This window comes from Acidovorax sp. GW821-FHT10A04 (assembly GCF_059415825.1).
Map to the genome: position 1 here is coordinate 916,294 of NZ_JBWKNZ010000001.1, position 23,441 is coordinate 939,734.

Annotated in this window: 22 protein-coding genes and 6 tRNA genes; 9 read left to right on the forward strand and 19 right to left on the reverse strand. The window is 68.1% G+C overall.

The features are described 5' to 3' along the window. Positions 1-112 precede the first annotated feature (112 nt). The 3 genes from AC07PF_RS04210 to ltaE all read left to right on the forward strand — a co-directional run bounded on the left by AC07PF_RS04210 (position 113) and on the right by ltaE (position 3,257). A complete protein-coding gene (locus tag AC07PF_RS04210; RefSeq protein WP_494610979.1) occupies positions 113-760 on the forward strand; it encodes a TetR/AcrR family transcriptional regulator in 648 nt (215 codons plus the stop codon). Positions 761-825: 65 nt separating this feature from the next. Continuing rightward, the gene (locus AC07PF_RS04215) at positions 826-2,091 is read left to right on the forward strand and encodes a branched-chain amino acid ABC transporter substrate-binding protein (RefSeq protein ID WP_494610980.1); all 1,266 of its coding nucleotides are present in this window, start codon (positions 826-828) and stop codon (positions 2,089-2,091) included. 98 nt (positions 2,092-2,189) lie between these two features. Next, the gene (gene ltaE, locus AC07PF_RS04220) at positions 2,190-3,257 is read left to right on the forward strand and encodes a low-specificity L-threonine aldolase (protein ID WP_494610981.1); all 1,068 of its coding nucleotides are present in this window, start codon (positions 2,190-2,192) and stop codon (positions 3,255-3,257) included. A 10-nt stretch (positions 3,258-3,267) separates the two neighbouring features. On the opposite strand, the gene AC07PF_RS04225 is transcribed toward ltaE, so the two are convergent. Continuing rightward, positions 3,268-3,984 carry a YggS family pyridoxal phosphate-dependent enzyme gene (locus AC07PF_RS04225; protein WP_494610982.1) on the reverse strand — a complete coding sequence of 239 codons (717 nt, stop codon included), beginning with the start codon at positions 3,982-3,984 and terminating at the stop codon, positions 3,268-3,270. A gap of 38 nt (positions 3,985-4,022) precedes the next feature. Here AC07PF_RS04225 and AC07PF_RS04230 point away from each other — a divergent pair, with 38 nt between their 5' ends. The 4 genes from AC07PF_RS04230 to AC07PF_RS04245 all read left to right on the forward strand — a co-directional run bounded on the left by AC07PF_RS04230 (position 4,023) and on the right by AC07PF_RS04245 (position 7,964). Next, entirely contained in the window at positions 4,023-5,066 is a 1,044-nt protein-coding gene (locus AC07PF_RS04230) for a type IV pilus twitching motility protein PilT (protein WP_007855993.1), read from the forward strand. 68 nt (positions 5,067-5,134) lie between these two features. Next, a complete protein-coding gene (locus tag AC07PF_RS04235; RefSeq protein ID WP_007855992.1) occupies positions 5,135-5,773 on the forward strand; it encodes a cyclic nucleotide-binding domain-containing protein in 639 nt (212 codons plus the stop codon). 43 nt (positions 5,774-5,816) lie between these two features. Then, positions 5,817-6,953, forward strand: a complete 1,137-nt coding sequence (locus AC07PF_RS04240) for a PilT/PilU family type 4a pilus ATPase (protein ID WP_007855987.1) — start codon at positions 5,817-5,819, stop codon at positions 6,951-6,953. Between the two features lie 96 nt (positions 6,954-7,049). After that, positions 7,050-7,964 carry an NAD(P)-dependent oxidoreductase gene (locus AC07PF_RS04245; protein ID WP_494610983.1) on the forward strand — a complete coding sequence of 305 codons (915 nt, stop codon included), beginning with the start codon at positions 7,050-7,052 and terminating at the stop codon, positions 7,962-7,964. A 137-nt stretch (positions 7,965-8,101) separates the two neighbouring features. On the opposite strand, the gene AC07PF_RS04250 is transcribed toward AC07PF_RS04245, so the two are convergent. From AC07PF_RS04250 to AC07PF_RS04260, 3 genes are all read right to left on the reverse strand, one after another. Continuing rightward, entirely contained in the window at positions 8,102-8,758 is a 657-nt protein-coding gene (locus AC07PF_RS04250; protein ID WP_007849996.1) for a BON domain-containing protein, read from the reverse strand. After that, positions 8,755-9,360, reverse strand: a complete 606-nt coding sequence (locus AC07PF_RS04255) for an SIS domain-containing protein (protein WP_007849999.1) — start codon at positions 9,358-9,360, stop codon at positions 8,755-8,757. Before AC07PF_RS04255 ends, AC07PF_RS04250 begins: the two co-directional genes overlap by 4 nt. 111 nt (positions 9,361-9,471) lie before the next feature. Next, the gene (locus tag AC07PF_RS04260) at positions 9,472-9,891 is read right to left on the reverse strand and encodes a YraN family protein (protein ID WP_035202263.1); all 420 of its coding nucleotides are present in this window, start codon (positions 9,889-9,891) and stop codon (positions 9,472-9,474) included. On the opposite strand from AC07PF_RS04260, the gene rsmI reads away from it, so the two are divergent. Further along, positions 9,891-10,823, forward strand: a complete 933-nt coding sequence (gene rsmI, locus AC07PF_RS04265) for a 16S rRNA (cytidine(1402)-2'-O)-methyltransferase (protein ID WP_007850004.1) — start codon at positions 9,891-9,893, stop codon at positions 10,821-10,823. The two genes, AC07PF_RS04260 and rsmI, sit on opposite strands and share 1 nt — an antisense overlap. Positions 10,824-10,827: 4 nt before the next feature. On the opposite strand, the gene AC07PF_RS04270 is transcribed toward rsmI, so the two are convergent. After that, positions 10,828-12,087: an Hsp70 family protein gene (locus tag AC07PF_RS04270; RefSeq protein ID WP_494610985.1), complete on the reverse strand. Its 1,260-nt coding sequence runs from the start codon at positions 12,085-12,087 to the stop codon at positions 10,828-10,830. A gap of 150 nt (positions 12,088-12,237) precedes the next feature. Then, positions 12,238-13,134, reverse strand: a complete 897-nt coding sequence (locus AC07PF_RS04275; RefSeq protein WP_494611006.1) for a LysR family transcriptional regulator — start codon at positions 13,132-13,134, stop codon at positions 12,238-12,240. Positions 13,135-13,313: 179 nt separating this feature from the next. Between AC07PF_RS04275 and AC07PF_RS04280 the strand changes: the two genes are divergently transcribed. Beyond that, positions 13,314-14,561, forward strand: coding sequence for an MFS transporter (locus AC07PF_RS04280; RefSeq protein WP_494610986.1), 1,248 nt, complete (start codon positions 13,314-13,316; stop codon positions 14,559-14,561). 19 nt (positions 14,562-14,580) lie between these two features. On the opposite strand, the gene AC07PF_RS04285 is transcribed toward AC07PF_RS04280, so the two are convergent. The 13 genes from AC07PF_RS04285 to AC07PF_RS04345 form a co-directional block, all read right to left on the reverse strand. Next, entirely contained in the window at positions 14,581-15,204 is a 624-nt protein-coding gene (locus tag AC07PF_RS04285; RefSeq protein ID WP_007850014.1) for a nitroreductase family protein, read from the reverse strand. A gap of 316 nt (positions 15,205-15,520) precedes the next feature. Continuing rightward, positions 15,521-15,605, reverse strand: a tRNA-Leu gene (locus AC07PF_RS04290). Between the two features lie 12 nt (positions 15,606-15,617). Further along, positions 15,618-15,691, reverse strand: a tRNA-His gene (locus tag AC07PF_RS04295). A gap of 25 nt (positions 15,692-15,716) precedes the next feature. After that, a tRNA-Cys gene (locus tag AC07PF_RS04300) sits at positions 15,717-15,790 on the reverse strand. A 62-nt stretch (positions 15,791-15,852) separates the two neighbouring features. Then, positions 15,853-15,929, reverse strand: a tRNA-Arg gene (locus AC07PF_RS04305). 7 nt (positions 15,930-15,936) lie between these two features. Beyond that, positions 15,937-16,013 (reverse strand) — tRNA-Leu (locus tag AC07PF_RS04310). Between the two features lie 489 nt (positions 16,014-16,502). After that, the gene (locus AC07PF_RS04315) at positions 16,503-17,231 is read right to left on the reverse strand and encodes a hypothetical protein (protein ID WP_494610987.1); all 729 of its coding nucleotides are present in this window, start codon (positions 17,229-17,231) and stop codon (positions 16,503-16,505) included. A gap of 208 nt (positions 17,232-17,439) precedes the next feature. After that, a tRNA-Phe gene (locus AC07PF_RS04320) sits at positions 17,440-17,515 on the reverse strand. A 57-nt stretch (positions 17,516-17,572) separates the two neighbouring features. Continuing rightward, positions 17,573-18,253, reverse strand: coding sequence for a response regulator (locus AC07PF_RS04325; protein ID WP_007850017.1), 681 nt, complete (start codon positions 18,251-18,253; stop codon positions 17,573-17,575). Between the two features lie 40 nt (positions 18,254-18,293). Then, entirely contained in the window at positions 18,294-20,486 is a 2,193-nt protein-coding gene (locus AC07PF_RS04330; RefSeq protein ID WP_494610988.1) for a sensor histidine kinase, read from the reverse strand. Between the two features lie 98 nt (positions 20,487-20,584). Further along, complete coding sequence (locus tag AC07PF_RS04335; protein WP_007850021.1) at positions 20,585-21,160, reverse strand: DUF4390 domain-containing protein; 576 nt, start codon at positions 21,158-21,160, stop codon at positions 20,585-20,587. A gap of 40 nt (positions 21,161-21,200) precedes the next feature. Then, positions 21,201-22,634: a 16S rRNA (cytosine(967)-C(5))-methyltransferase RsmB gene (rsmB, locus tag AC07PF_RS04340; protein ID WP_494609156.1), complete on the reverse strand. Its 1,434-nt coding sequence runs from the start codon at positions 22,632-22,634 to the stop codon at positions 21,201-21,203. A gap of 106 nt (positions 22,635-22,740) precedes the next feature. Beyond that, complete coding sequence (locus AC07PF_RS04345; RefSeq protein ID WP_007850036.1) at positions 22,741-23,295, reverse strand: LemA family protein; 555 nt, start codon at positions 23,293-23,295, stop codon at positions 22,741-22,743. Positions 23,296-23,441: the final 146 nt, after the last annotated feature.

Consider the following 23,441-nt stretch of genomic DNA (forward strand, 5'->3'; position numbering starts at 1 on the left):
ATCCAAGGGTTTTCGATAGGGCGCCCCACCCGCCAGCGTCTTGCCAATATATACCCGCTGGTAGAACAATGCTACCCATGGGTATAAATCAACCGTCGCGCAAAGGACACCGATGAACCAGCAGGCTCCCGTGCAGGCCACTGGCCGGCAAAAGGCCGCCACGGCCGGGTCGGACGAGAAGCGCGAGCGCATCCTGCGCGCCGCCGAAGCGCTGTTCGACGCCCAGGGCTACGCCAACACCACCATCGAGCAGATCGTGCAGAAGCTGGGCGTGACCAAGCCCTTTGTCTACTACTACTTCCGCAACAAGCAGGAGATCTTCGAGACCCTGTGCTGGACGCCCGCCGTGGCCTGCTTCACGGCCATGGATTTCGCCGAGGGCGACACCCGCCCCGCGCACGAGAAGGTGACCGCAGGCATCGAGCGGCTGATCCACGCCACGCTCGCGCACCACCCGGCGGCCTTTTTCCCCTACCGCGAACCCCAGGTCTACCGCCCCGAGTACCTGGCGGCGCAAAAGCAGCTGGCCAACCATTTCTACGACCGGCTCTGCGCCCTGCTCGAAGAGGGCCGACGGGACGGCATGTTCGAGTTCAACGACACCAAGATCACGGCCCTGGCGGCCTGCAGCCTGCCAGGCTTTCTCTACAACTGGTACAGGCCAGATGGTCGCCTGCCGGCCGACGGGGTGGCACGGGAGCTGGCCGCCCTGGCCTACCGGGTGCTGGGCCTGCGCACCCGGCGCCGGGCTGCGCACTGAGCCACCGCCCCCAGCAGGCCCCCGGCGCCCACCGTTTTTCCACAACACAAGAAAGCGAGACCCGCATGCACCACCTTTTGCGTTCCCTGATGACGACGACGCCCGTGGCCGCCGGCGCGGCCCTGCTGTGCGCAGCCGCCCCGGCGCTGGCGCAGGAGACCTTCAAGGTCGCCTACATCGACCCGCTCTCGGGTCCGTTCGCCAACGTGGGCGAGCTGATGCTCACCCACACGCAGTACGCCATCGAGGACATCAACGCCAAGGGCGGCGTGCTCAAGGGGGTCAAGCTGCAGCTGCTGCAGTTCGACAGCAAGCTCTCGGCCCAGGAGAGCCAGAGCGCGCTGCAGGCAGCCATCGACCAGGGCGCGCGCGCCATCGTCACGGGCGGCTCGGGCTCGTCCGTGGTCACGGCGCTGGTGCAGGCGGCTGCGCGCCACAACCAGCGCAACCCGGGCAAGGAGATCCTGGTGCTCAACCACTCCTCCATCGACCCCGAACTCACGGGCAAAGCCTGCAGCTTCTGGCATTTCCAGTTCGATGCCAACACGGCCATGAAGATGAAGGCCATCGCCAACTACATCAAGAAGCAACCGGACATCAAGAAGGTGTTCCTGCTCAACCAGGATTACGCGCACGGCAAGCAGTGGGCGCACTATGGCCGCGAGATGGTGGGCCTGGCCCGGCCCGACATCCAGTTCGTCGGCGAAAGCCTGCACCCCATCGGCCGCGTCAAGGACTTTTCGCCCTATGTGTCCAAGGTCAAGGGCAGCGAGGCCGATTCGGTCATCACCGGCAACTGGGGGCAGGACATGGTGCTGCTGCTCAAGGCCGCTGGCGATGCAGGCTACAACCTGCGCTACTTCAACCACAGCGCCGGCGCGGTGCCCGGCACCGTGCTGGCCTTCTCGCAGGCCAAACTCGGCCAGCTGACCTGGGTGGCCGAATGGCACCCGGGCCAGGCCGACAGCGCCAGGACGGATGCCCTGGCCAAGGCCTACAAGGCCAAGACCGGCAAGGACTTCCTCGCGCCGCGCATCGACATGACGCCGCGCTTCCTGGCCGCCGCCATCAACAAGGCCCAGTCGACCGACCCGGTGAAGGTGGCCCGCGCGCTCGAAGACCTGACCGTGGACACGGTGGTCGGCCCGGTGCGCATGCGCGGCGAAGACCACCAGCTGCTGCTGCCCCAGGTGGTCAACACCATCACCCCGGTGGACGGCAAGGCCGTGAAGACCGGCTGGGAAGGCACGAACTACGGCTTTCGCACCGATGCCATCTACACCGGCAACGAACTGGCCCAGGGCACGGAGTGCAAGATGGCCAGGCCTTGAGTACAGGCCGGGGGCGCCCGGCTTGCCCGTACGGCAGCAACTGCCATGGGCCGCGGCTACCATGGCGGCCATAGCCCAGAACCCGAGGAAACCGCCCCATGCCCGACTTTCGCAGCGACACCGTCACCCAGCCCACGCCCGCCATGCGCGCGGCCATGTTCGATGCCCCGCTGGGCGACGATGTGTTCGGTGACGACCCTTCCGTGAACGCGCTGCAGGAGTACGCAGCGCAACTGCTGGGTTTCGAGGCCGCGCTGTTCGCCCCCTCGGGCACGCAGACCAACCTGATCGCCCTGTGGGGCCACTGCCAGCGCGGTGACGAGGCCATCGTCGGCCAGAGCTGGCACACCTACCGCTGGGAGGCCGGCGGCATGGCGGTGCTGGGCTCCATCCAGCCCCAGCCCGTGGAGACCCAGCCCGACGGCACGCTGCGCCTGGCCGACATCGCGGCCGCCATCAAACCCGACGACCCGCACTTCGCGCGCACCCGCCTGGTGGTGCTGGAGAACACCACGGGCGGCCAGGTGCTGCCCCCGACCTATGTGGCCGAGGTCTCGGTCCTGGCACGCCAGCGCGGCCTGGCCATGCACCTGGATGGCGCACGCATGTTCAACGCTGCCACGGCCAATGCCGCCCGGGCAGGCAGCGACGTGTACGACGAAGCCCGCGCCCTGTGCAGCCATTTCGACTCGGCCTCGCTGTGCCTGAGCAAGGGGCTGGGCGCCCCCATCGGCTCGCTGGTGCTGGGCAGCCAGGATTTCATCCGCCAGGCGCGCCGCACGCGCAAGATCCTGGGCGGCGGCATGCGCCAGGCCGGCGTGCTGGCCGCGGCCGGCCGCTATGCGCTGGAACACCACGTGCGCCGCATGGCCGACGACCACGCCCGCCTGGCCCGGCTGGCCGAGGGCCTGGCCGAGGCCAACCGCAGCCATCCCGTGCTCCAGGGCAAGATCACCGTCCACCCCTGGCAGACCAACATTTTGTTCACCGACCTGCACACGGAGGTCGCCCCCGCCTTCACGGCCTGGCTGGCGCAGCACGGCGTGCGCGTGACCAGCGGCCTCTACGCGGGCCAGACCCGGCTGCGCTGGGTGACCCACCTTGACATCAGCGACGCCGACATCAAGGCCGCGCTCGATTGCGTGGCCATCTTCACCGGCGGCTGAGCCCCCGGCTTCAGGCAGCGGGGTACACCCGCCCGCCGAAGATGCCGGTGCCGACCCGCACCAGGGTGCTGCCGGCGTGGATTGCGGCCTCGAGGTCGGCCGTCATGCCCATCGACAGGGTGTCGAAACCCGCCAGGCCGGGCACGCCGCTGGCCTGGATTTGCAGGAAAAGGTGCTGGGCGCGCAGGTGCAGTTCCTTCTGGGTCTCGAAATCCGGCGCATGGTCGGGGATGCTCATGAGCCCGCGCACCGCAAGCCGTGGCAGTTTAGCCACAGCTTGCACCAGGGCCAGGGCCTCTTGCGGCGGCACGCCGGCCTTGGTATCGCCACCGTCCACGTTGACCTGGATGCACACCTGCAGCGGTGCCAGGTGTTCCGGGCGCTGGGCCGACAGGCGCTCGGCGATCTTCAACCGGTCCACCGTGTGTGCCCAGTCGAAGTGTTCGGCCACCAGGCGCGTCTTGTTGCTCTGGATGGGCCCGATGCAGTGCCATTGCAGGCTGGCGGGCGATAGCTGGCGCAGGGCCGCCACCTTCTCCACGCCCTCCTGGATGTAGTTTTCGCCAAAGGCCCGCTGGCCCGCGGCCACGGCCTCGGCCACCGCGTCGGAACCGAAGGTCTTGGAAACCGCCAGCAGCGCCACCCCGGCCGGATCGCGCCCGGCTGCGGCGCAGGCCTGTGCAATCCTGCCCATAACCTGTTGGAGGTTGTTATCAATCGTGGTCATAATGATTGGCAAGCGTACCAAACGATAGAGGGGATCCCGTGGACATTACCCAGCTGCTGGCGTTCAGCGTCAAGAACAAGGCTTCCGACCTGCACCTCTCCGCAGGTCTGCCGCCCATGATCCGGGTCCACGGGGATGTGCGCCGCATCAACGTGGACGCGCTGGACCACAAAACGGTCCACGGCATGGTGTACGACATCATGAGCGACTCCCAGCGAAAGACCTATGAGGAATTTCTGGAAGTCGACTTCTCGTTCGAAATCGAAGGCCTGGCGCGTTTCCGCGTCAACGCATTCAACCAGAACCGCGGCGCCGCCGCCGTGTTCCGGACCATTCCGAGCAAGATCCTGACGCTGGAGCAGCTCAATGCCCCCAAGATCTTCGGCGACCTGGCCCTGAAGCCGCGTGGCCTGGTGCTGGTGACCGGGCCGACCGGCTCGGGCAAGTCCACGACGCTGGCGGCCATGGTCAACTACCTCAACGAAACCGAGTACGGCCACATCCTTACGGTGGAAGACCCGATCGAGTTCGTGCACGAGTCCAAGAAGTGCCTGATCAACCAGCGCGAAGTCGGCCCGATGACGCTGTCCTTCGCCGCCGCGCTGAAATCCGCACTGCGCGAAGACCCGGACGCCATCCTGGTGGGTGAAATGCGCGACCTGGAAACCATCCGCCTGGCCATGACGGCGGCGGAAACCGGCCACTTGGTCTTTGGCACGCTGCACACCTCGAGCGCCGCCAAGACCATCGACCGGATCATCGACGTGTTCCCCGCCGAAGAAAAGGAAATGGTCCGCGCGATGCTCTCCGAATCGCTGCAGGCCGTGATCTCGCAGACCCTGTGCAAGACCAAGGACGGCTCGGGCCGCGTCGCCGCGCACGAGATCATGCTGGGCACCAGCGCCATCCGCAACCTGATCCGCGAGGCCAAGGTGGCGCAGATGTACTCCACCATCCAGACCAGCAACAGCGTGGGCATGCAGACGCTGGACCAGAACCTCACCGACATGGTGCGCCGCAACATCATCAGCCCGGCCGAAGCGCGCGGCAAGGCCAAGATCCCCGAAAACTTCCCCGGCTGATCTCAGCACGGGTGAGCACACACTGACAGAAGACACTGCGGCGCAGCGCGCCGCACTCGGAGCAAATTATGAAAGGCATTCTCGGCCTTCTGCGCATGAAGTCGATCGGCAACAAGCCGGCCGAGGACAACACCGATTCGGTGCTGTTCTCGACGGCCTTTGCCGGCCAGGGCGTGGACGACTCCATGCTGGTGCCCTGGGAGGCCCGTGCCGTGGAGGTGGGCGCCAAGCGCCTGCCCACGAGCCGTGGCGGCAAGCTGCTGCAGGGGCTGTGGGCCAAGGACAAGTACATGGCCCACCTGGACAAGGACGCCGTGGAGCGCATGGAGCGCTTTTTCGAATTTGCCGCCATCCCCTCCAACCGCGACGTGATCCGCCAGGACGAGTACGGCAACTTCATGGTGGTGCTGCTCACTGGCACCATTGCCGTGGACCGTGTGCAGCCCTGGGGCGAGCACCTGCGCCTGGCCGAGACGCGGCCCGGCGACATCCTGGGCGAAATGTCCCTGTTGGACAGCGGTATCCGCTTCTCCGCCTGCACCACGCTCACCGACTGCGAGATCGCCGTGCTGAGCGCCGAAGCCATGGACGACATGATGTCCAAGGACCCCCAATTGGCTGCCAGCCTGATTGCGCTGCTGGCCCGCAAGCTGTCGTTGCGCCTGCGCGTGGTGAGTGCCCGCCTGAGCGACGGCAACCAGAAATGACAATGACCGTCCGGCAGACCAGGACCGCAAGGGAGAAACTCTGATGGAACGCGATCAGGCCAGTAAATTCATCAACGACCTGCTCAAGCTGATGGTCAGCCGCAATGGCAGCGACTTGTTCATCACGGCAGAGTTTCCACCGGCCATCAAGGTCGACGGCAAGGTGACCAAGGTGTCGCCCCAGCCGCTCACGCCCACCCACACGCTCACGCTGGCGCGAGCCGTCATGAGCGACAAGCAGGTGGCGGACTTCGAGCGCACCAAGGAGTGCAATTTCGCGATCTCGCCGGCCGGCATCGGCCGCTTCCGGGTGAATGCCTTCATCCAGCAGGGCAAGGTTGGCATGGTGATGCGGACGATTCCGCTCACGCTGCCCACCATCGACGGCCTGGGTGTGCCGCAGGTGCTCAAGGAAGTGACGATGACCAAGCGCGGCCTGTGCATCTTGGTGGGTGCCACGGGCTCGGGCAAGTCGACCACGCTGGCCGCCATGGTGGACTGGCGCAACGAGAACTCCTTCGGCCACATCATCACGGTCGAGGACCCGATCGAATTCGTGCACCCGCACAAGAACTGCGTGGTCACGCAGCGCGAGGTGGGCCTGGATACCGACACCTGGGAAGCCGCCCTCAAGAACACGCTGCGCCAGGCGCCCGATGTCATCCTGATGGGCGAAATCCGCGACCGCGAAACCATGGAGCACGCCGTGGCGTTCGCCGAAACCGGCCACTTGTGCCTGGCCACGCTGCACGCAAACAGCGCCAACCAGGCGCTGGACCGGATCATCAACTTCTTCCCCGAAGAACGCCGCGCGCAGCTGCTGATGGACCTGTCGCTGAACCTGCGTGCCCTGGTCTCCCAGCGCCTGATCCCCAAGCAGGACGGCAAGGGCCGCGCCGCGGCCGTGGAGATCATGCTCAACACCCCGCTGATCTCGGACCTGATCTTCAAGGGCGATGTCTCCGAGATCAAGGAGATCATGAAGAAGAGCCGCAACCTGGGCATGCAGACCTTCGACCAGGCGCTGTTCGACGCCTACGAGGCGAATGTGATCAGCTACGAAGACGCGCTGCGCAACGCCGACTCGCTCAACGACCTGCGCCTGCAGATCAAGCTCAACAGCCAGCGCGCCAAGTCGCCCGACCTGGCCCAGGGCACCGAGCACTTCGCGATCGTCTGACGCCCCGGACTGCCGCAGAAGCCACCGCACACACTCTCGCCCGCCCTTCTGGGCGGGCTTTTTTTCTTCCCGACCAGCCCATCATTTCTTCCTCCCATGCCAAGCACCAACCCCCGCAGCTACGACGCCACCCCTTCCCGCAAGGTCGCCTTCCTGGGCCTGGGCGTGATGGGCTACCCCATGGCCGGCCACCTGGCCCTGGCCGGGCATGAAGTCACCGTGTACAACCGCACTGCGGCCAAGTCGCTCGCCTGGTGCGAGGAGTTCGCCACCAGCAAGGCCCCGCGCCATGCCGCCACCCCGCGCGAAGCCGCGGCAGGCGCCGACATCGTGTTCTGCTGCGTGGGCAATGACGACGACCTGCGCTCGGTCACCCTCGGTGCCGGCGGCGCCTTTGCGGGCATGCAGGCCGGTGCCATCTTCGTGGACCACACCACGGCCTCGGCCGAAGTGGCGCGCGCGCTGTACGCTGCGGCCCAGGCCGCGGGCCTGCAGTTCGTCGATGCGCCGGTGTCGGGCGGCCAGGCGGGTGCGCAGAACGGCCAGCTCACGGTGATGTGCGGTGGCGATGCTGCTGCCTTCGATGCCGTCCGCCCCGTGGCCCTGGCCTTTGCGCGCGCCTTCACGCTGCTGGGCGCCAGCGGCTCGGGCCAGCTGGCGAAGATGGTCAACCAGATCTGCATCGCCGGGCTGGTGCAGGGCCTGTCCGAGGCCGTGGCCTTCGGCCAGAACGCGGGCCTGGACATGAAGCAGGTGCTCGACGTGATCGGCAAGGGCGCAGCCCAGAGCTGGCAAATGGACAACCGCGGCAAGACCATGGTCGACGACAAGTTCGACTTCGGCTTTGCCGTGGACTGGATGCGCAAGGACCTGGGCCTGGTGCTCGACGAGGCCCGCCGCAACGGCTCGCGCGTGCCCGTCACCGCGCTGGTGGACCAGTTCTATGCCGACGTGCAGGGCCTGGGCGGCAACCGCTGGGATACGTCGAGCCTGATCAAACGCCTGAAGTGAAGCCCCCCTGAGGCGCTTCGCGCCATCCCCCGGAGGGGGACGCCCCCAGCGCGGCGGGGCGGCCCTTGCGCGGGGGCGCTGGCTCGGGGCGCGCCAGTTTCAAAGGTTCCGGGAACAAACGGCCCGAGCAGCCGGGGTCAGAGCGAGCGGGCGGGCGCGGTGTCGGTGGTGACCGGCGCGGGGGTCGGCGAGTTGCGGCGCAGCTCTTCTTCGGTGACGATCTCGAACACGCGCACGACCTTGCTCACGCCGCTCACGCCACGGGAGATCTCGGTGGCGCGGCCGGCTTCGCGCTGGGTGACGCGGCCCATCAGGTAGACGATGTTGCGCTCGGTCACCACCTTGAAGGCGTTGGCCGAGATATCGGCCGCGTCGACGAAGCTGGCGCGCACCTTGCCGGTGATGACGGTGTCGTTGGAGCGCTGGCCCAGCGAGGTGTTGGGCAGCACGGCCAGGTCATTGACCACCGAACGCACGTTGTCCACGCCGGTCACGATGCGCTCGACGGTTTCGCGGTCCTGGGCGCTGGCCACTTCGCCGGTCAGCAGGGCCTGGCGGTTGTAGCTGGTCACGTTCACATGGGCGCGGTCGCCCAGCGCCTCGCGGATGCGGTTGGCTGCGCGCAGCTCGATGCCTTCGTCCTCGACCTGGGTGCCCGTCGTGCGGCGGTCCACAGCCATCATGCTGCCCACCACGGCGCCCCCGACGATCAGCGGGGCGCAGGCCGAAAGGCCGGCTGCCAGGGCGGCAGCGGCCAGGGCCGTGCAGAGGGTGCGGTTCATGGTTTGCTTCATAGCGGTATCTCCTGTTCACCAAGTAACTGGGCGTCCACGCCATCGCACAGGCAGTGCAGCACCAGGGCGTGGACCTCGCGCACGCGGGCGGCGCGGTCATGCGGCACGCTGATCAGCACATCGGTTTCGCGCAGCACGGCTGCCAGCTGGCCGCCGTTGCGGCCGGTGAGCACCACCACGGTCATGTCGCGCTCGTGCGCGGCCTCGGTCGCCGCCAGCAGGTTGGCCTCGTTGCCACTGACCGACAGGGCCAGCAACAGGTCGCCCGCCTGGCCCAGTGCCCGCACCTGGCGGGCAAATTGCTGGGAGCCCTGGTCCTGCGCGCCACCCGGCCCGGCCGTCAGCAGCGTGCTGTCGGCGGTGAGGGCCAGGGCGGCCAGCTCGGGGCGCTCGCGCTCGAAGCCGGCCACGCAGAAGGCGGCGAACTGCTGCGCCTCGGCGGCCGAGGGGCCGTTGCCGCAGGCCAGCACCTTGCCGCCGCTGGTCACGCAGGCCAGCATGGCGTGCACTGCCGCAGCAATGGGGGTGCTCAGGGTCTGGGCCGCCTGGTATTTCAGGTCGGCGCTGTCGATGAAGTGCTGTTGGATGCGTTGCTCAAGCATGGAGGCCCGATGATACCCGCCGCGTGTTACAGCTTTTGTCGCAAATTTTGTAGCAAAGGGTTTAGGCTGCACCGAGGGTTGCGCCCCAGGCGCCGATAGGAACTTTGCAGCTCACTGCGCGTCGAAAGCCGCCTTGAGCCATTGCACCTGGGCTTCCTCGACCAGCACGACGTCAAAGCGGCACGGCGGTGGCGCAGCCAGGCGCATCAGGTAGTGCCGCGCCGCCAGTACGATGCGCTGCTGCTTGACGGCGCCGATGCTCGCCCCGGCGCCGCCGAAGGCCTGGCTGGCACGGCTGCGCACTTCCACGAAGACGGTGGTGCCATCACGCTCGCACATCACCAGGTCGATCTCGCCCCCGCCGCGCCCGGGCGTCCGATAATTGCGCGTTAGCAGGCGCAACCCGGCGGCCTGCAGGTGCGCCAGTGCGCGGTCTTCCGCCACCACGCCCTGCTGCCGGGTGGTGTTTCCAGCCACGGCGGGCGCCGGCTTGTCGGCGGCCTGCCTTTTTCCAAGTCCAAGGAATTTCATTGAGCGCCTCTTTCGCTTCCGCCCTCGACGCCGCGCGCGATGCAGCGGCTGCGCAGCATTATCCGCAGGGGGCCCTGTACGTGGTGGCCACGCCCATCGGCAACCTGGCCGACATCACCCTGCGTGCGCTGCACGTCCTGCAGCTGGCCGACACCGTGGCCTGCGAGGACACGCGCCACACCCAGTCCCTGCTGCGCGCCTATGGCATCGACAAAAGCGCCTCGCAGCTGCTCGCCGTGCACCAGCACAACGAAGCCGAGGCCGCGCAGAACGTGGTGCAGCGGCTGCACGAGGGCCAGCGCGTGGCCTATGTGAGCGACGCCGGCACCCCCGGCGTGAGCGACCCGGGTGCCCGCCTGGTGGCTGCCGTGCAGGCCGCGGGCCTGCGCGCCCTGCCCCTGCCCGGCGCCAGCAGCATCACCACCGCACTCAGTGTGGCCGGCGCGGTGGCGCACAGTGCCGAGCACGGTGGCTTTGTGTTTGCGGGCTTCCTGCCGGTAAAGAATGCCGAGCGCGCGGCCACCATCGGGCACCTGGCCGGCGAGGCACGCTGCGTGGTGCTACTCGAAGCGCCCCACCGCATCGGTGAGCTCGCACAGGCCCTGGCGGTGCTGGGCGAGCGCCCGGTGACCCTGGCGCGCGAGCTGACCAAGCAGTTCGAAGAAGTCACCACCCAGCCTGCACAGGCGCTCACTGCCTGGCTCGACGGCGCACCGCAGCGCTCGCGCGGTGAATTCGTGGTGCTGCTGCACCCCGTTCCGGTGGCCGCAGATGACGGCGAAAGCCTGCGCGTGCTGCGCCTGCTGCTGGCCGAGCTGCCGCTCAAGACCGCCGTGCGCCTGGCCGCCGAGATCACGGGCGCATCGCGCAACGTGCTCTACGACACGGCGCTGGACTGGAAAAAGGGCGAGAAGGAAGGCGCCGAGGGCTGAAAGCTCAGCGCCCCGACACCGCCAGGCCTGCCGCCACGCCGCCGAACAGATCGCCTTCGACCTGGGGCGTTTCCGGGAAGGCCCGGCGCAGGGCCTCGCGCAGCGGGCGCAGCGCGGACGAGCCCCCGGTCAGGTAGATCGCATCCGGCCCGCGCGGTGCGAGGCCGGCGAGCTGCACGCACTCCTGCGCGCAGGCCACCACCTGCTCCAGCGGCGAAGCCAGGTGCTGCGCAAGCCCTTCGGGGGTGACAGCGGAGTCCAGCGCGGGCTCGATCCAGCCCAGGTCCATGGGTGCCGCGGCATCCGACAGCGAGGCCGCGATCTTGGCCTGCTCCACCGTATTGGCCATGCGGTGGCCCAGGCGCTCGTTGAGTACCGTCATCAGCCGCGCATGCAGGCGCTGGTTGGCATAGTCGGTGCGAAGGTTCTGGGCGTCGCGCAGCGCCTTGGGCGCGTACAGCCACTGGATCAGGTGCCAGGTCGAGAGGTCGAAGAACACGCGGTTGGGCACTTCGCGCCCGCTCGGCCCCAGGTGCCGATAGCCCAGCATCGGCATCAGCAGCTCCAGGCTCAGGCGCCGGTCGAAGTCGGTGCCGCCCACATGCACGCCTGTCGTGGCCAGCACGTCGGCAGCACGGTCGGCACCGAGCGCCAGGCGCTCGGGCCCCAGCCGCACCACGGTGAAGTCCGAGGTGCCGCCGCCGATGTCCACCACCAGCACCAGCGACTCGCGGCTGATGCGCTGCTCGTAGTCGAGCGCCGCGGCCATGGGCTCGAACTGGAAGGACACGTTCTGAAAACCCGCGTCCAGTGCCGCCTTGCGCAGCGATTCCTCGGCCTGCTGGTCGCGCGCCAGATCATCGTCCACGAAGTGCACGGGCCGCCCCATGATCACCTGGGCCGGCATGGCGCCCAGGGCTTCGGTGGCCTTGGCCGCCAGCATGCGCAGGAACAGGCCGATGATGTCCTGGTAGCTCATGAGCTGGTTGTGCACCGCCGTCTTGTCCTGCAGCAGCGCGCTGCCCAGCAGGCTCTTGAGCGAGCGCATCAGCCGCCCTTCGGTGCCCGCCAGGTACTGGCCGACGGCGTCGCGGCCGAAGTGCGTGCGGTGGTCCTCGGCGTTGAAGAACAGCGCCGTGGGCAAGGTGACACCCTGCCCCTCCAGCGCGATCATGCGGGCGGGCGAGCGGCCCTGGCGCACGGCCATGGCCGAGTTGGAGGTGCCAAAGTCAATGCCGAGGGTGGTGTCCTTCAGGAGGGGCATGGGGATCGAAGAGGGAGAAAGAAGCAAGGAACAGAAAGCGAAAGCGGCGCAGCCGGGTGCGCGCGGAGCGAAGGCGGCGGGGCCTTGCGCAAGGGGAGCGGGATTGTGCCATGGCGCAGCAAGCCCCTGGGGCAGGCGCCCATGGCGGCCTCAGGGGGTCGGTGCCGGCGCGATCATGGCCGGTACCGCCGCGCGCATGGCGGACACGAAGCGCTGCAGGCGCGACGGGTAGAAGCGGGCATGCGGATAGACCAGGTACATCGGCAACGGCGCGGGCTGCCATTGGGGGGCCAGATGCACCAGCGCCCCCTGGGCCAGTTCCTGCTGCATCAGCCAGGCCGAGCCCGCACAGGCCCCGAGCCCCCGCTTTGCCGCACTGCGCAGGGCATACAGGCTGTCGGTGCTCATCCGCGGGCGAAAGGCAATGCGGCGCGTTTCCCCTGTGGTGGCATGGGTCAGCGCCAGCTCATTGCGGTAGTAGGTCTGCAGGGCCAGCCAGGGCAGCCCTGCCAGCCCGTCTGGATCGTGGGGAATGGCGCCGCCCGCACCCAGCAAGGAAGGCGCGCACACCACGATGCGCGGCACCTCGGCCAGGCGGATGGCCACCACGGCCGGATCGGCCGGCTCACCGACCTGGATGGCGCAGTCGATGCCCGCGCCGATGAAGTCGCGCACATCGTCCTGGAGCAGCCATTCGACCGACACGCGCGGGTGCGCGCCCAGGAACTGCGCCAGCGGCCCCACGAACATCTCCTGCCCGAAGGCATGCGGCATGGCCACGCGCAGCGTGCCTTCGGGTTCTTCCTGTGCGCCGCGCAGGTCGGCCTCGAAGGACGCCCAGTTCGCCAACAGCTCCTTGGCCCGCTGGTAGCAGCGCTCTCCATCCACCGTGAGGCGCATGGTGTGGGTGGTGCGCTGCAGCAGGCGCACCCCCAGGGACTGTTCCAGCGCCTGCAGGCGGCGACTCACCGTGGGCTGGGTGGCGTGCATCTGCGCCGCGGCGGCCGACAGGCTGCCGGCTTCGACGATGCGCACAAAGGTTTCCATCCACTGCAGGCGATTGCCCAGTGCGCTGCGGGAGCCCGCCTGGAGCGGTGCGCCGGTGGACTGTGCTTTCGGTGGTGTTGTCATGCATCCAGCGTATATCCAAAGTGCAAATCATCCTACTACCAAGAGGGCGCCGCAGGAATCACACTTCGCCCAGGTCATTCCCAAGGGTTAACACCATGTCTTTCATGCAAAAAACGGATGCCTTGACGGGCATCGCGCCTGGCAGCCCCAGGTCGGCAACACAGACTCCGGCGCTTCCCGCCGCCCTGGTGCTGCTGCTCGCCGCCGGTGCCGGCCTGGGCGTGGCCTCGCTGTACTACAGCCAGCCCATGCTGGGCGTGCTGGGGGCAGACATCGGCGCCCCCGGCCAGGCTGTGGGATGGGTGCCCACGCTCACGCAACTCGGCTATGCGCTGGGCATCCTGCTGCTCGCGCCGCTCGGGGACCGCTTCGACCGGCGCCGCATCATCCTCGCCAAGGCCACCGCGCTGGTGGGCGCGCTGCTGCTCGCCGCGGTGGCGCCCTCCATCGGCGTGCTGCTCGCTGCCAGCCTGGCCATCGGCATCACCGCCACCCTGGCGCAGGACATCGTGCCCGCCGCCGCCACGCTGGCGCCTGCCGCCCACCGCGGCAAGGTGGTGGGCACGGTGATGACCGGCCTGCTGCTGGGCATTTTGCTGTCGCGCGTGGTCAGCGGCTTCGTGGCCGAACATTTCGGCTGGCGCACCGTGTTCGTGGCCGCAGCGGCCAGCGTGGCGGCCATGGGCCTGGCCACATGGCGCGGCCTGCCGCGTTTTCAGCCCACCACCCAACTGCCGTATGCCCGGTTGCTGGCCTCGCTGGCCACGCTGTGGCAGCGCCATCCCGGCCTGCGGCGCGCCACGCTGGCGCAAGGCCTGCTTTCGGTGGGGTTCAGCGCCTTCTGGTCCACGCTGGCGGTGATGTTGCATGGCGCACCATTCCACCTGGGCAGCACCGCCGCCGGCGCCTTTGGCCTGGCCGGTGCGGCCGGTGCACTGGCGGCGCCCCTGGCTGGCCGGCTGGCCGATCGCCGCGGGCCGGAACTCGTCACCCGCCTGGGCGCCGGCCTGGCCGCCCTGTCCTTCGCCGCGATGGCACTGGCACCCTGGATGGGCCCCACCGCCCAGTTGTGCCTGCTGGTGGTGTGCGCCATCGGTTTCGACCTCGGCGTGCAGGCCGCGCTGATCGCGCACCAGACCCTGGTCTATGGCATCGACCCGGGTGCCCGCAGCCGGCTCAATGCCGTGTTGATGGCGGGCATGTTCACCGGCATGGCGACCGGTGCGGCCCTGGGCAGCCTGCTGCTGGCCCAATGGGGCTGGATGGGCGTGGCGCTGCTGGCCACGGCAGCCAGCCTGGCGGCCCTGGCCGTGCGCCTGTGGGCCCCTGCCCGGGCCGCCTGAGGCAGACCGCGGCCATTGGCTACACCGTGCCGGGTGGCACCCACTCGCGCACGAAGTCGCCCGCATCCAGGCGAGCGGGCGGTGGCAGCCGGTCCTTGGACGTGCCCATGTACAGAAAGCCCAGCAGGCGATCACTGGCGCCCAGACCGAGCGCCGCCTTCACGCTGTCGTCATGGGAGTTGGCACCCGTGGCCCAGAAGCCCCCGAAACCCAGGATGTGCAAGGCGTTCAGCATGTTCATCACGGCAGCGCCGGTGGCCAGCACCTGCTCGCCCTCGGGCACCTTGTGCGGCACCTTCACATGCGCCACCAGGGCCACGAGCATCGGTGCCGCCATGGCCTTGCCGCGAAAGCGCTCGCCATCGTCATAGGGGTCGCGGGCCCGGGCCGCGCGCGCGAACACCTGGCCCAGCGCAGACCGCGCCTCGCCGCGCACGACGACGAAGCGCCAGGGCCGCAGCTGCCCATGGTCGGGGGCACGCATCGCGGCGGCGAACACCAGGTCCAGCGCAGCGGCATCGGGCGCCGGCTCGACCAAGGGCCACGGCGATTGCCGGCTGAGCAGCAGGTCCATGGCATGGCGCTGCGCAGGAGACAACGGGGGTTGGGACAAGGCCGGGTGGGAGGGATCGGAAACAGACATGGTGTCCTTTGCAATCAGGGCGGGGAGAGAGCCCCCGGTGCCGGTCGGCATCGCGAGCGATGGCAAGAGAGACATGGCGGCGGGCGGCCTGGGGGCGACGGCCGGCGCGAAACGACAGGGAGACGCGCGCGGGCAGTGCCCAGGGGCTGGCTGGCGCCGGGGTGGACAACCCACCCCATGGCGCGGCATGGGAGCCATCGTCCGCCGGGGCTGGCGAACAGCGCCTATCGTAGACCAGGGTCTGCAGACGCTGCCCGGACGCACGGCTTTCACCGGACTTGCGGCAGGGTGTTGTCGCGCGGGTCCACGCAAGCGCTGGTCTCTCCAGTCCGATTCGAACGGACATGCCCGAAGGCGCCAGGATTTGAGGCTGGTGCGTCTGCCAATTGCGCCATGGAGAGAGGCAGGGGGAATGGGGTGCACGAACGGAATCGAACCGTCATCGGCGGGATCACAACCCGCAGCTCTGCCATTGAGCTACGCGCACCACGAAAAGGGATACAGAAAATGGATGGAGGTGCGGACCGGATTCAAACCGGTGTCTGCGGATTTGCAATCCGCTGCATGGTCGCTTTGCTACCGCACCCTCGAGAGCCTGTTGGTGGTCTTTTCAGGGTCGCGAAAAGATCGCCAAAAGGCCCAGGTAAATGGCCCCACGTGCACGACTCGAACGTGCAACCCCCTGCTTCGTAGGCAGGTGCTCTGATCCATTGAGCTAACGCGGGAAAAAATTGGTGCCCCAGGGGAGAGTCGAACTCCCAAAATCTTGCTTCTAAGGCAAGCACGTATGCCGGTTCCGTCACCGGGGCTTGGAGATTTAAAAAAGGAGAACCTTCCATTTCGGATGTGCCCTCGCGCAGCTGCTTGCTGGCGGTGTGGTGAAGACACACCCGAAATTGATGGGAGCGGCTTGCCGCCCGGTTGAAAACAAAAAGGCCCGGAACCTTGCGGTGCCCGGGCCTCTGCGAAGAGAGTTTGGAGGTGATGCGCCTAAGCGCGCCCTCCACCCGGTGGCCAGCGATCCTCATCATGGCCATGCGCACACAGCACATCCGCGGCCAGGCATGGCAACAGGCGCAGCACGACGGCACACGGCGCAAGCACAGCGACGCGCACGAGCGCCCGGCCCGGTGCGGGTCGGCGGCTGGTGAGGGTGGCGGCGGCGTTCATGGGGAATCCTGGTGGGAGGGCAATCGGTTGAAAAGGGGTGCGGTCGAAACCGCGATGGACGCAATAGTAAATAGTCTTTACCCTGCGGTCAACAGCCTGGTGAAATTATTTTTGAAGGCTATCCGTTTTCAGCGCAAAGGCGCAGTGCCCTCGCGCAACCGCAACACCCGGGCAACGAAGTCCGCATAGCGGCCTGCAGGCTGCTGGAGCAGCGGCAGGCCTGTCGCATGGGCCGCCGCCTCCAGGGCCAGCGGCCACGAAGGGCCTTCCCCCGTGGGCACCTGCCTGCGCGCATGGGCCCCCAGCACCAGCTCCTGCCCCCAGAAGTACACCTCGCGCGCCTGGACATGGGACTGCATGCGTTGCACATCGGGCAGCATGCGCGGCTCGGCAATGCCCAGCCAGATGTCGGCATACAGGAAGTCGACGGGTGGCATCTCCGGCGCAGGCCGCCACTCCAAGGCATCGGCCTCTACCAGCTCCACCTTCTGTGCAGCCGACGGCGGCAGGCCGGCAAGCACGCGGCAACGATCGAACAGTTCCAGCACCTGTGGGTCGCGCTCCACCACCGTGACCTTGTGCACGGCGGGCTGCAGCGCAATGTTGGCCGTGGCCCAGCCCATGCCCAGTCCCATCACGACCGTGTGCCCATGCGCATGGCGGCACGCCAATTCCTGGCTTTCGATCTCGAACGGCGAGAGCGACATCCAGGTTTCCCAGTGGTCGCCGGCCCCCTTGCGCAGAAGGATGGCGGAATTCTCCACGACGCAAGGACCGCTGTGGTAGCCGCGGTCCAGGCCCACGCCACCGCGCCGCAGTTGCCACTGCCCCACGGCGCCCTCGGGATATTGCGGCATGTGCCAGGGTGATTCGAACAGCGGCAGGCCGAGCGCTTGCGCAAGCGCGCCCGCCGGTGGCTGCGAAAAGAAGGAGGGGTCTGGGGATAGTGGTGGTGTGTGCACGGCCGCCATCTTAGGAAAGGGTCCCCCCCGCCGTCCAGTGGATCATGCGCGTCCAATGCAAAACGCCCCAGCACCGTTGAAAGTACTGGGGCGTTCGCTATTTTGGTGGCCTGGGGCGGAATCGAACCACCGACACAAGGATTTTCAATCCTCTGCTCTACCGACTGAGCTACCGGGCCTGAGCCTCAAATTATAGCCAGAAAATTGACCCTGAAAAGATTACGGATCAATTTTTTTCAGGCGCGCTTGCCGCGACCCAGGTCCACGCCCAACTGGCGCAGCTTGCGGTACAGGTGCGTGCGCTCCAGGCCGGTCTTTTCAGCCACGCGGGTCATGGAGCCGCCTTCGCGGGCCAGGTGGAATTCGAAGTAGGCTTTTTCAAAGCCGTCGCGCGCTTCGCGCAGCGGGCGGTCCAGGTCGAACCCCTGGTGCGCATGCGGGCCGGCTTCGACACCGGACAGCGCGGTGATCACCGGCACCTGGGTGAAAGGCGCGTCGGCGGGTGCGGCGGCCGGGGCCTGCACGGCCGCCACGGGGGCGGCGTGGTGGGCGGCGTTGCGCGCCAGGCCCTGCTCCACGGCCTTGAGCAGCTTTTGCAGGGTAATGGGCTTTTCCAGGAAGGAGAAGGCACCGATGCGGGTGGCCTCCACCGCCGTGTCGATGGTGGCGTGGCCACTCATCATGATGACGGGCATGGTCAGCACGCCGCCGGTGGCCCACTCCTTGAGTAGCGACACGCCATCGGTGTCGGGCATCCAGATGTCCAGCAGCACCAGGTCATAGCTGCTGCCGGCACGCGCCGCACGGGCCTGCGTCGCGTTCTCTGCAAGGTCCACGCTGTGGCCTTCGTCGTTCAGGATTTCGGACAGCAGGTCGCGAATGCCGAGCTCATCGTCGACCACCAGAATGTTTGCCATGTGTGTGAAAACGCCTTGGGAGGTACTGCGGGGCGTGTTGTTATGCCGCCACCGCTGGTTCAGTGGCGAATGATAACGACACTTGGGCGCCCCGCACCACGCCATCTTCGACCCGGTTGGACAGGTCGATGCGCGCCCCATGCTCGTCCGCGATCTTTTTGACCACGGCGAGACCCAGGCCAGTGCCACGCGGTTTGGTGGTGACATAGGGCTCGAAAGCACGCTGCAGGATGTGCGCCGGAAAGCCGCTGCCGCTGTCCGACACCGTGAGCCGCACGCGCCCGGAAGACTCGCTCCAGCGCGTCGTGATGCGCACCGGCGACGAGTTTTCGCCACCCGCGGCGCGCGCCTGTTCGGTCGCGTCCTGCGCGTTCTGCAGCAGGTTGTGCACCACCTGGCGCAACTGCTGCGCATCGCCTGCAATCGCCGGGCAACGCGCGTCCAGCTCAGCTTTCACGGGGACTGTGGCGTTTTCCTCGCCATACAGATGGAGCACGTCGGTCACCAGCGCGTTGATGTCCAGCGCGTGCAGTTCGGCGGCCGGCAGGCGTGCGTAGTCCCGGAATTCGTTGACCAGGCGCTTCATCGCATCGACCTGCTCGACGATGGTCCTGACCGACTTGGTGAGCACGGCCTGCTCGGTGGCCGCGACCTTGCCGGTGAGCTTCATCTCGAGCCGTTCGGCCGACAGTTGAATAGGCGTGAGGGGGTTCTTGATTTCGTGTGCCAGGCGCCGTGCAACCTCGCCCCAGGCCTGCGCGCGCTGCGCCGAAACGATTTCGGAAATGTCGTCAAAAACCAACAGTCGGGTCGAATCCGGCAGTTCCGCACCCCGCGCAATGATGCTGGTCGCGTGCTGCCCGACGCCGGCGAGCGAGGCGTGCAACTCGAACGGGTGCTGCCAGTGGTCCAGCCCGTGGTGGTCGCGCTCGCCCAGGAAGGCCGCAAACTGTTTCTGCACGGCGGCGGCAAAGTCCGCCAGGCCGGGCACTTCGGCCAGCGCCTGCCCCTCGAAGGCCGCCATGGGCGCACGCAGAATGCGCGTGGCGCCGGGGTTGGACGAGCGGATGGTGCCCGCGCCGTCGAGCACCATCACGCCGGCAGTGAGGTTGTCGAGGATGGTCTGCAGGTTGGCGCGCGCCGCGTCCACCTCGCTCATGCTCTGCTCCACGGCACCACGGGCGTCCGCCAGCTGCTGGGTCATGAGCGCGAACGAGCGGGTCAGGCCGCCGAGCTCGTCCTTGCCCTGCAGGGCGGCCTTGGGGCTCAGGTTGCCGGCGGCCACCTCGCGCACCCCCTCGGCCAGCACCAGCAGCGGCCGCACCAGCTGGTTACCGAGCAGCACAGCCAGCAGCACAGCACCGAAGACGGCCAGGAACAGGCTCAGCGTGAGCGTGCCGACATACATGCGCCGCAGGCCGCCGCGCGCCAGGGCGCGCTCCTGGTACTCGCGGTTGGCCTCCTGCACGGCAATGGCGTTCTCCACCAGGGCCGGCGGCAGCATCAGCGTGGCCTGCAGGTAGCGCGGCTCGGCCAGCAGGCCCACCGTGGGGCTGCTGACCAGGGCGATGATCTTCACGCGCGCGTTCTGCACGGCGGCAGGGTCTGCGATATCGTCCAGCCCCTCGATCTGCGTCAGCGCCCGCTGCTGGCGCACGGTGCGCAGCAGCGGCACGCCGGGCCGCTCGGGGTTCAGGCTGAAGCGCGACTGGCCGGCGCTGGCCACAGCCTGCCCCGCGCTGTTCCACAGGATGACGTCGGTGGCCCCCAACTGGTCGCGGATGCGCTCGAGCACCACCCCGGCGGAGGCGTCGGGGACCTGCGCCACCTGGGCGCTGGCCGTGCGCGTCTTGGAGGCCATGTCGGTCGCCAGGGCATCGAGCGAGACGCGCGCCAGGCTCACCCCGGCGGACAGCGCACCCTCCACCTTCACGTCGAACCAGCTTTCGATGGACCGGGTCACGAACTGGTAGGACACCACATAGATCAGCAGGCCGGGCACCAGGCCCACCAGCGCAAAGATGGCCGCCAGCTTGACCAGCAGGCGGCTGCCGAAGCGGCCCCGACGCAGGCGCAGCCACAGGCGCACGGCCACCCAGCCGAGCACCGCCAGCAGCAGCAGGGCCACCAGCACGTTCACGCCGAAGAGCCAGGCATAGTTGCGCTCGTAGAGCGCACGGTTGTTGGTGGCCAGCGTCAGCAAAAAGAGCAACACCAGCCCGATGGCGGACATGATGGCGGCCCCTACACCCACCGCCCAGCGCACCGCTCGAGACTGGCGCGCCGCCAGATGGGCCGAAGCCGACGCTGGCGCCGCAGCAGGCCCGGTGGTCACTTGGCGCCTTCCGGCAAGGCCAGGCGCCCAGTGCGCGAGACCAGCAGGTTCCAGCCAGAGCGGCCCACGGCGCCGATCTGGAACGGGCGGGGCAGTTGCGACATGTCGAGCCTGAAGCGAAACTGTATCGTATGGCCGGCATCGGTATCGATTGCAGTGGCTTCTGCAATCTTCCAGCGCGAAACCCGCTGCATCGCCGACAGCGCATCCTCCAGGTCGTCGAAATTCTGGCCCAGCGCCACGCCCAGGCCGGTGTTGGTGATGGGGGATGCCGAGGTGCTCAGGCGCCAGCGCCGGGTCAGGGGCTGGTAGCTCAGCCGCAGGTAGCGCGTGGCCTCCGCCACCAGGCGGTCGGACCAGTACCAGCGGTCGCGCATGACCTGCGCTTCCATCACGAAATACATGGGGATGCCCTTGCGCAAGGCATCTTCGGCGAGCTCGGGCAGGTCGAACTCCAGGCTGGTGCTCAGGTAGATGCCATCGTCCAGGCGCTGCAGGCGCAGTTCGGCCACTTCACCGCGGCTGGTCTCCGCCCGGGTGGACATCGGCAACACCCACAAGGTGATCAGCATCAAAAGCGCACCAATCCACCCCCAACGAGCTGCGGAGCGCTCAGTCGGCCGATTTTTGCAACAGTGCGTAAAAAAATCCGTCGTGATCACCGAATCGATTGTCCGGGACAGCCCCCTGCTTGTCCGCTGCGCGGGGGATTAAATGCCCAGGCGAGGGGAGCAAATGTGCATCGGTGTTGTGTGCAAGAAACGTTTGCACCTGTGCGTCCCCCTCCGCACGGAAGACGGAGCAGGTGCAGTACAGCAGCCGCCCGCCGGGCGCGAGCAGCGGCCACAGGGCGGCCAGCAACTGCTTTTGCAGGGTAGCCAGCTGGGCGATGTCCGTCTCGCGGCGCAGCCAGCGCACGTCCGGGTGGCGGCGCACGATGCCCGAGGCGGTGCACGGTGCATCGAGCAGGATGGCATCGAACAGCGCGCCGCCACTGGCCTGCGGCCACCAGGCCTCTGGCCGGGCCGCGTCGGCCACCAGCACCTGGGCGGCCAGGCCCAGGCGGGAAAGGGTCTGGTGGATGCGCTCGGCGCGCGTGGCGTCGATCTCCAGGGCCGTCACCTGCAGCGGAGCGCCCTCCCCGGCCATCTCCAGCAGGTGGGCGGTCTTGCCGCCGGGGGCGGCACAGGCGTCCAGCACCCTGAGGCTGTGCGTGCGGTCCATGCCCTGCAGCAGCAGTGGCGCCGCCTGCTGGGCCGCCATGTCCTGCACCGACACGCGGCCCTGGGCAAACCCGGGCAGTGCCTGCACCGGCAGCGGCCGGTGCAGCACCAGGCCAACGGCACCGGCCGGGTCGGCAGCGGCGCCCATGTCGGCCAGCTCCTGCTGGTATTGCGCCTGGCTGCCCTGCAGCCGGTTCACGCGCAGCGCCATCGGGGCGTGGGTGTTGTTGGCATGCAGGATCTGCTCCCACTGCTCGGGGTGGTCCTTCTGCAGGCGCTTGATCCACCACAGCGGGTGGTTCCAGCGGGCCACGGGGTCGGCCTCGGTGGCCGCCACCAGTGCCTCGCTTTCGCGCAGAAAGCGCCGCAGGCAGGCATTGATGAACGAGGACTGGGCGCGCGTGGCCGGGTGCCGCTTGGCGGCTTCCACGGCCTGGTTGACCAGGGTGAAGGGCTCATAGGGGGCTTCGTCGGCACGCCAGCACAGCGCCAGCGCCGTGCACAGCAGGGCATCCGCATCGGGCGGCGGTGGCCGGCGGGCCAGCTGGCGCCGCAGGGCCTCGGCACGCCCCAGGTTGCGCAGCACCTGGAACAGCAAGGCCTGCACGCCTGGGCGCAGCGCGGCGCCGACCGCGTCCAGCGCCGCAGTGCCCGAGGTGCCGCCCCGGATCGCCTGGAGCACGCCGGCCACGGCGACAAGTTGCTGCCACAGCGCCACCTGCGGGGCAGCGTCCCCCCGGCTGGCGCCGGCCTGTGCGGCAGGGCGACCGGAACCGGGACGCTGCCCTTCGGGCACGGCGGGGTGGGGTGGGGCTGGTTTCATGGTCGGGGCCTCGGGGTGCCGGCACACAGGCGCGGGGTCTGGCGGTCAAAAAAGAAAAAGGCCGGAAAAAAACAGCCCGGGATGGGGGCAGAACGTGCAGGCGTTCTCACAGCCCCTTGGCTTCCTTGAAGCCAAAGACCCAGGCGAGGACACGGGCCGGAAACTGGTGGATGGCGGCATTGTGCTGTTCGGCCGCATGGTTGATCACCTGCACGGCCAGATCGATCTGCGCGTGGTGCTCCTCCCAGCGGATGGACCAGGGGGCCAGCATCTCCTTGGCACCGGGGCCATCGGCCTCGGTCACCACGCTGCGCCAGGTGGCGTCGAGCACGCTGCGCGCCGCGGTGAGCGCGGCCAGCGCATCGCGCTGCAGGGGCTGCGAGCGCGCCACGGCCAGCGATGCGCCCATCTGCGTGGTGGCGCCACGCAGGGCCGCCACCTTGGCGGGGTCCAGCACCGGGCCCTGCGGCTGCGGCACATGGTCTGCGCTACCGCGGGACACGGCGGGGTCGGCGATATGGTGGTGGCCCTGGACTGCATCGAACTCACCGAGCAGCGCCATCAGGCGCACGAGGTGGGCGTCCACCGCGCCAAAGGCCTGGACCACGGAGGAGCGCAGCCGCGTCAGGCGGTTGTAGGCCCCCAGGGCCCAGAACAGCATGATGGCAACAAAAATCCAGAAAAGGGGCGATGACCACATACACATTGCCAAGGGCGTGCGCTGCAGGGGCAGCCCGTGGCCGAGAAAGAGAAAACGGGAAAAAGCCGGAGCGCTCTGCCGCTCCAGTAAAAACGCTCCCGGCCTGT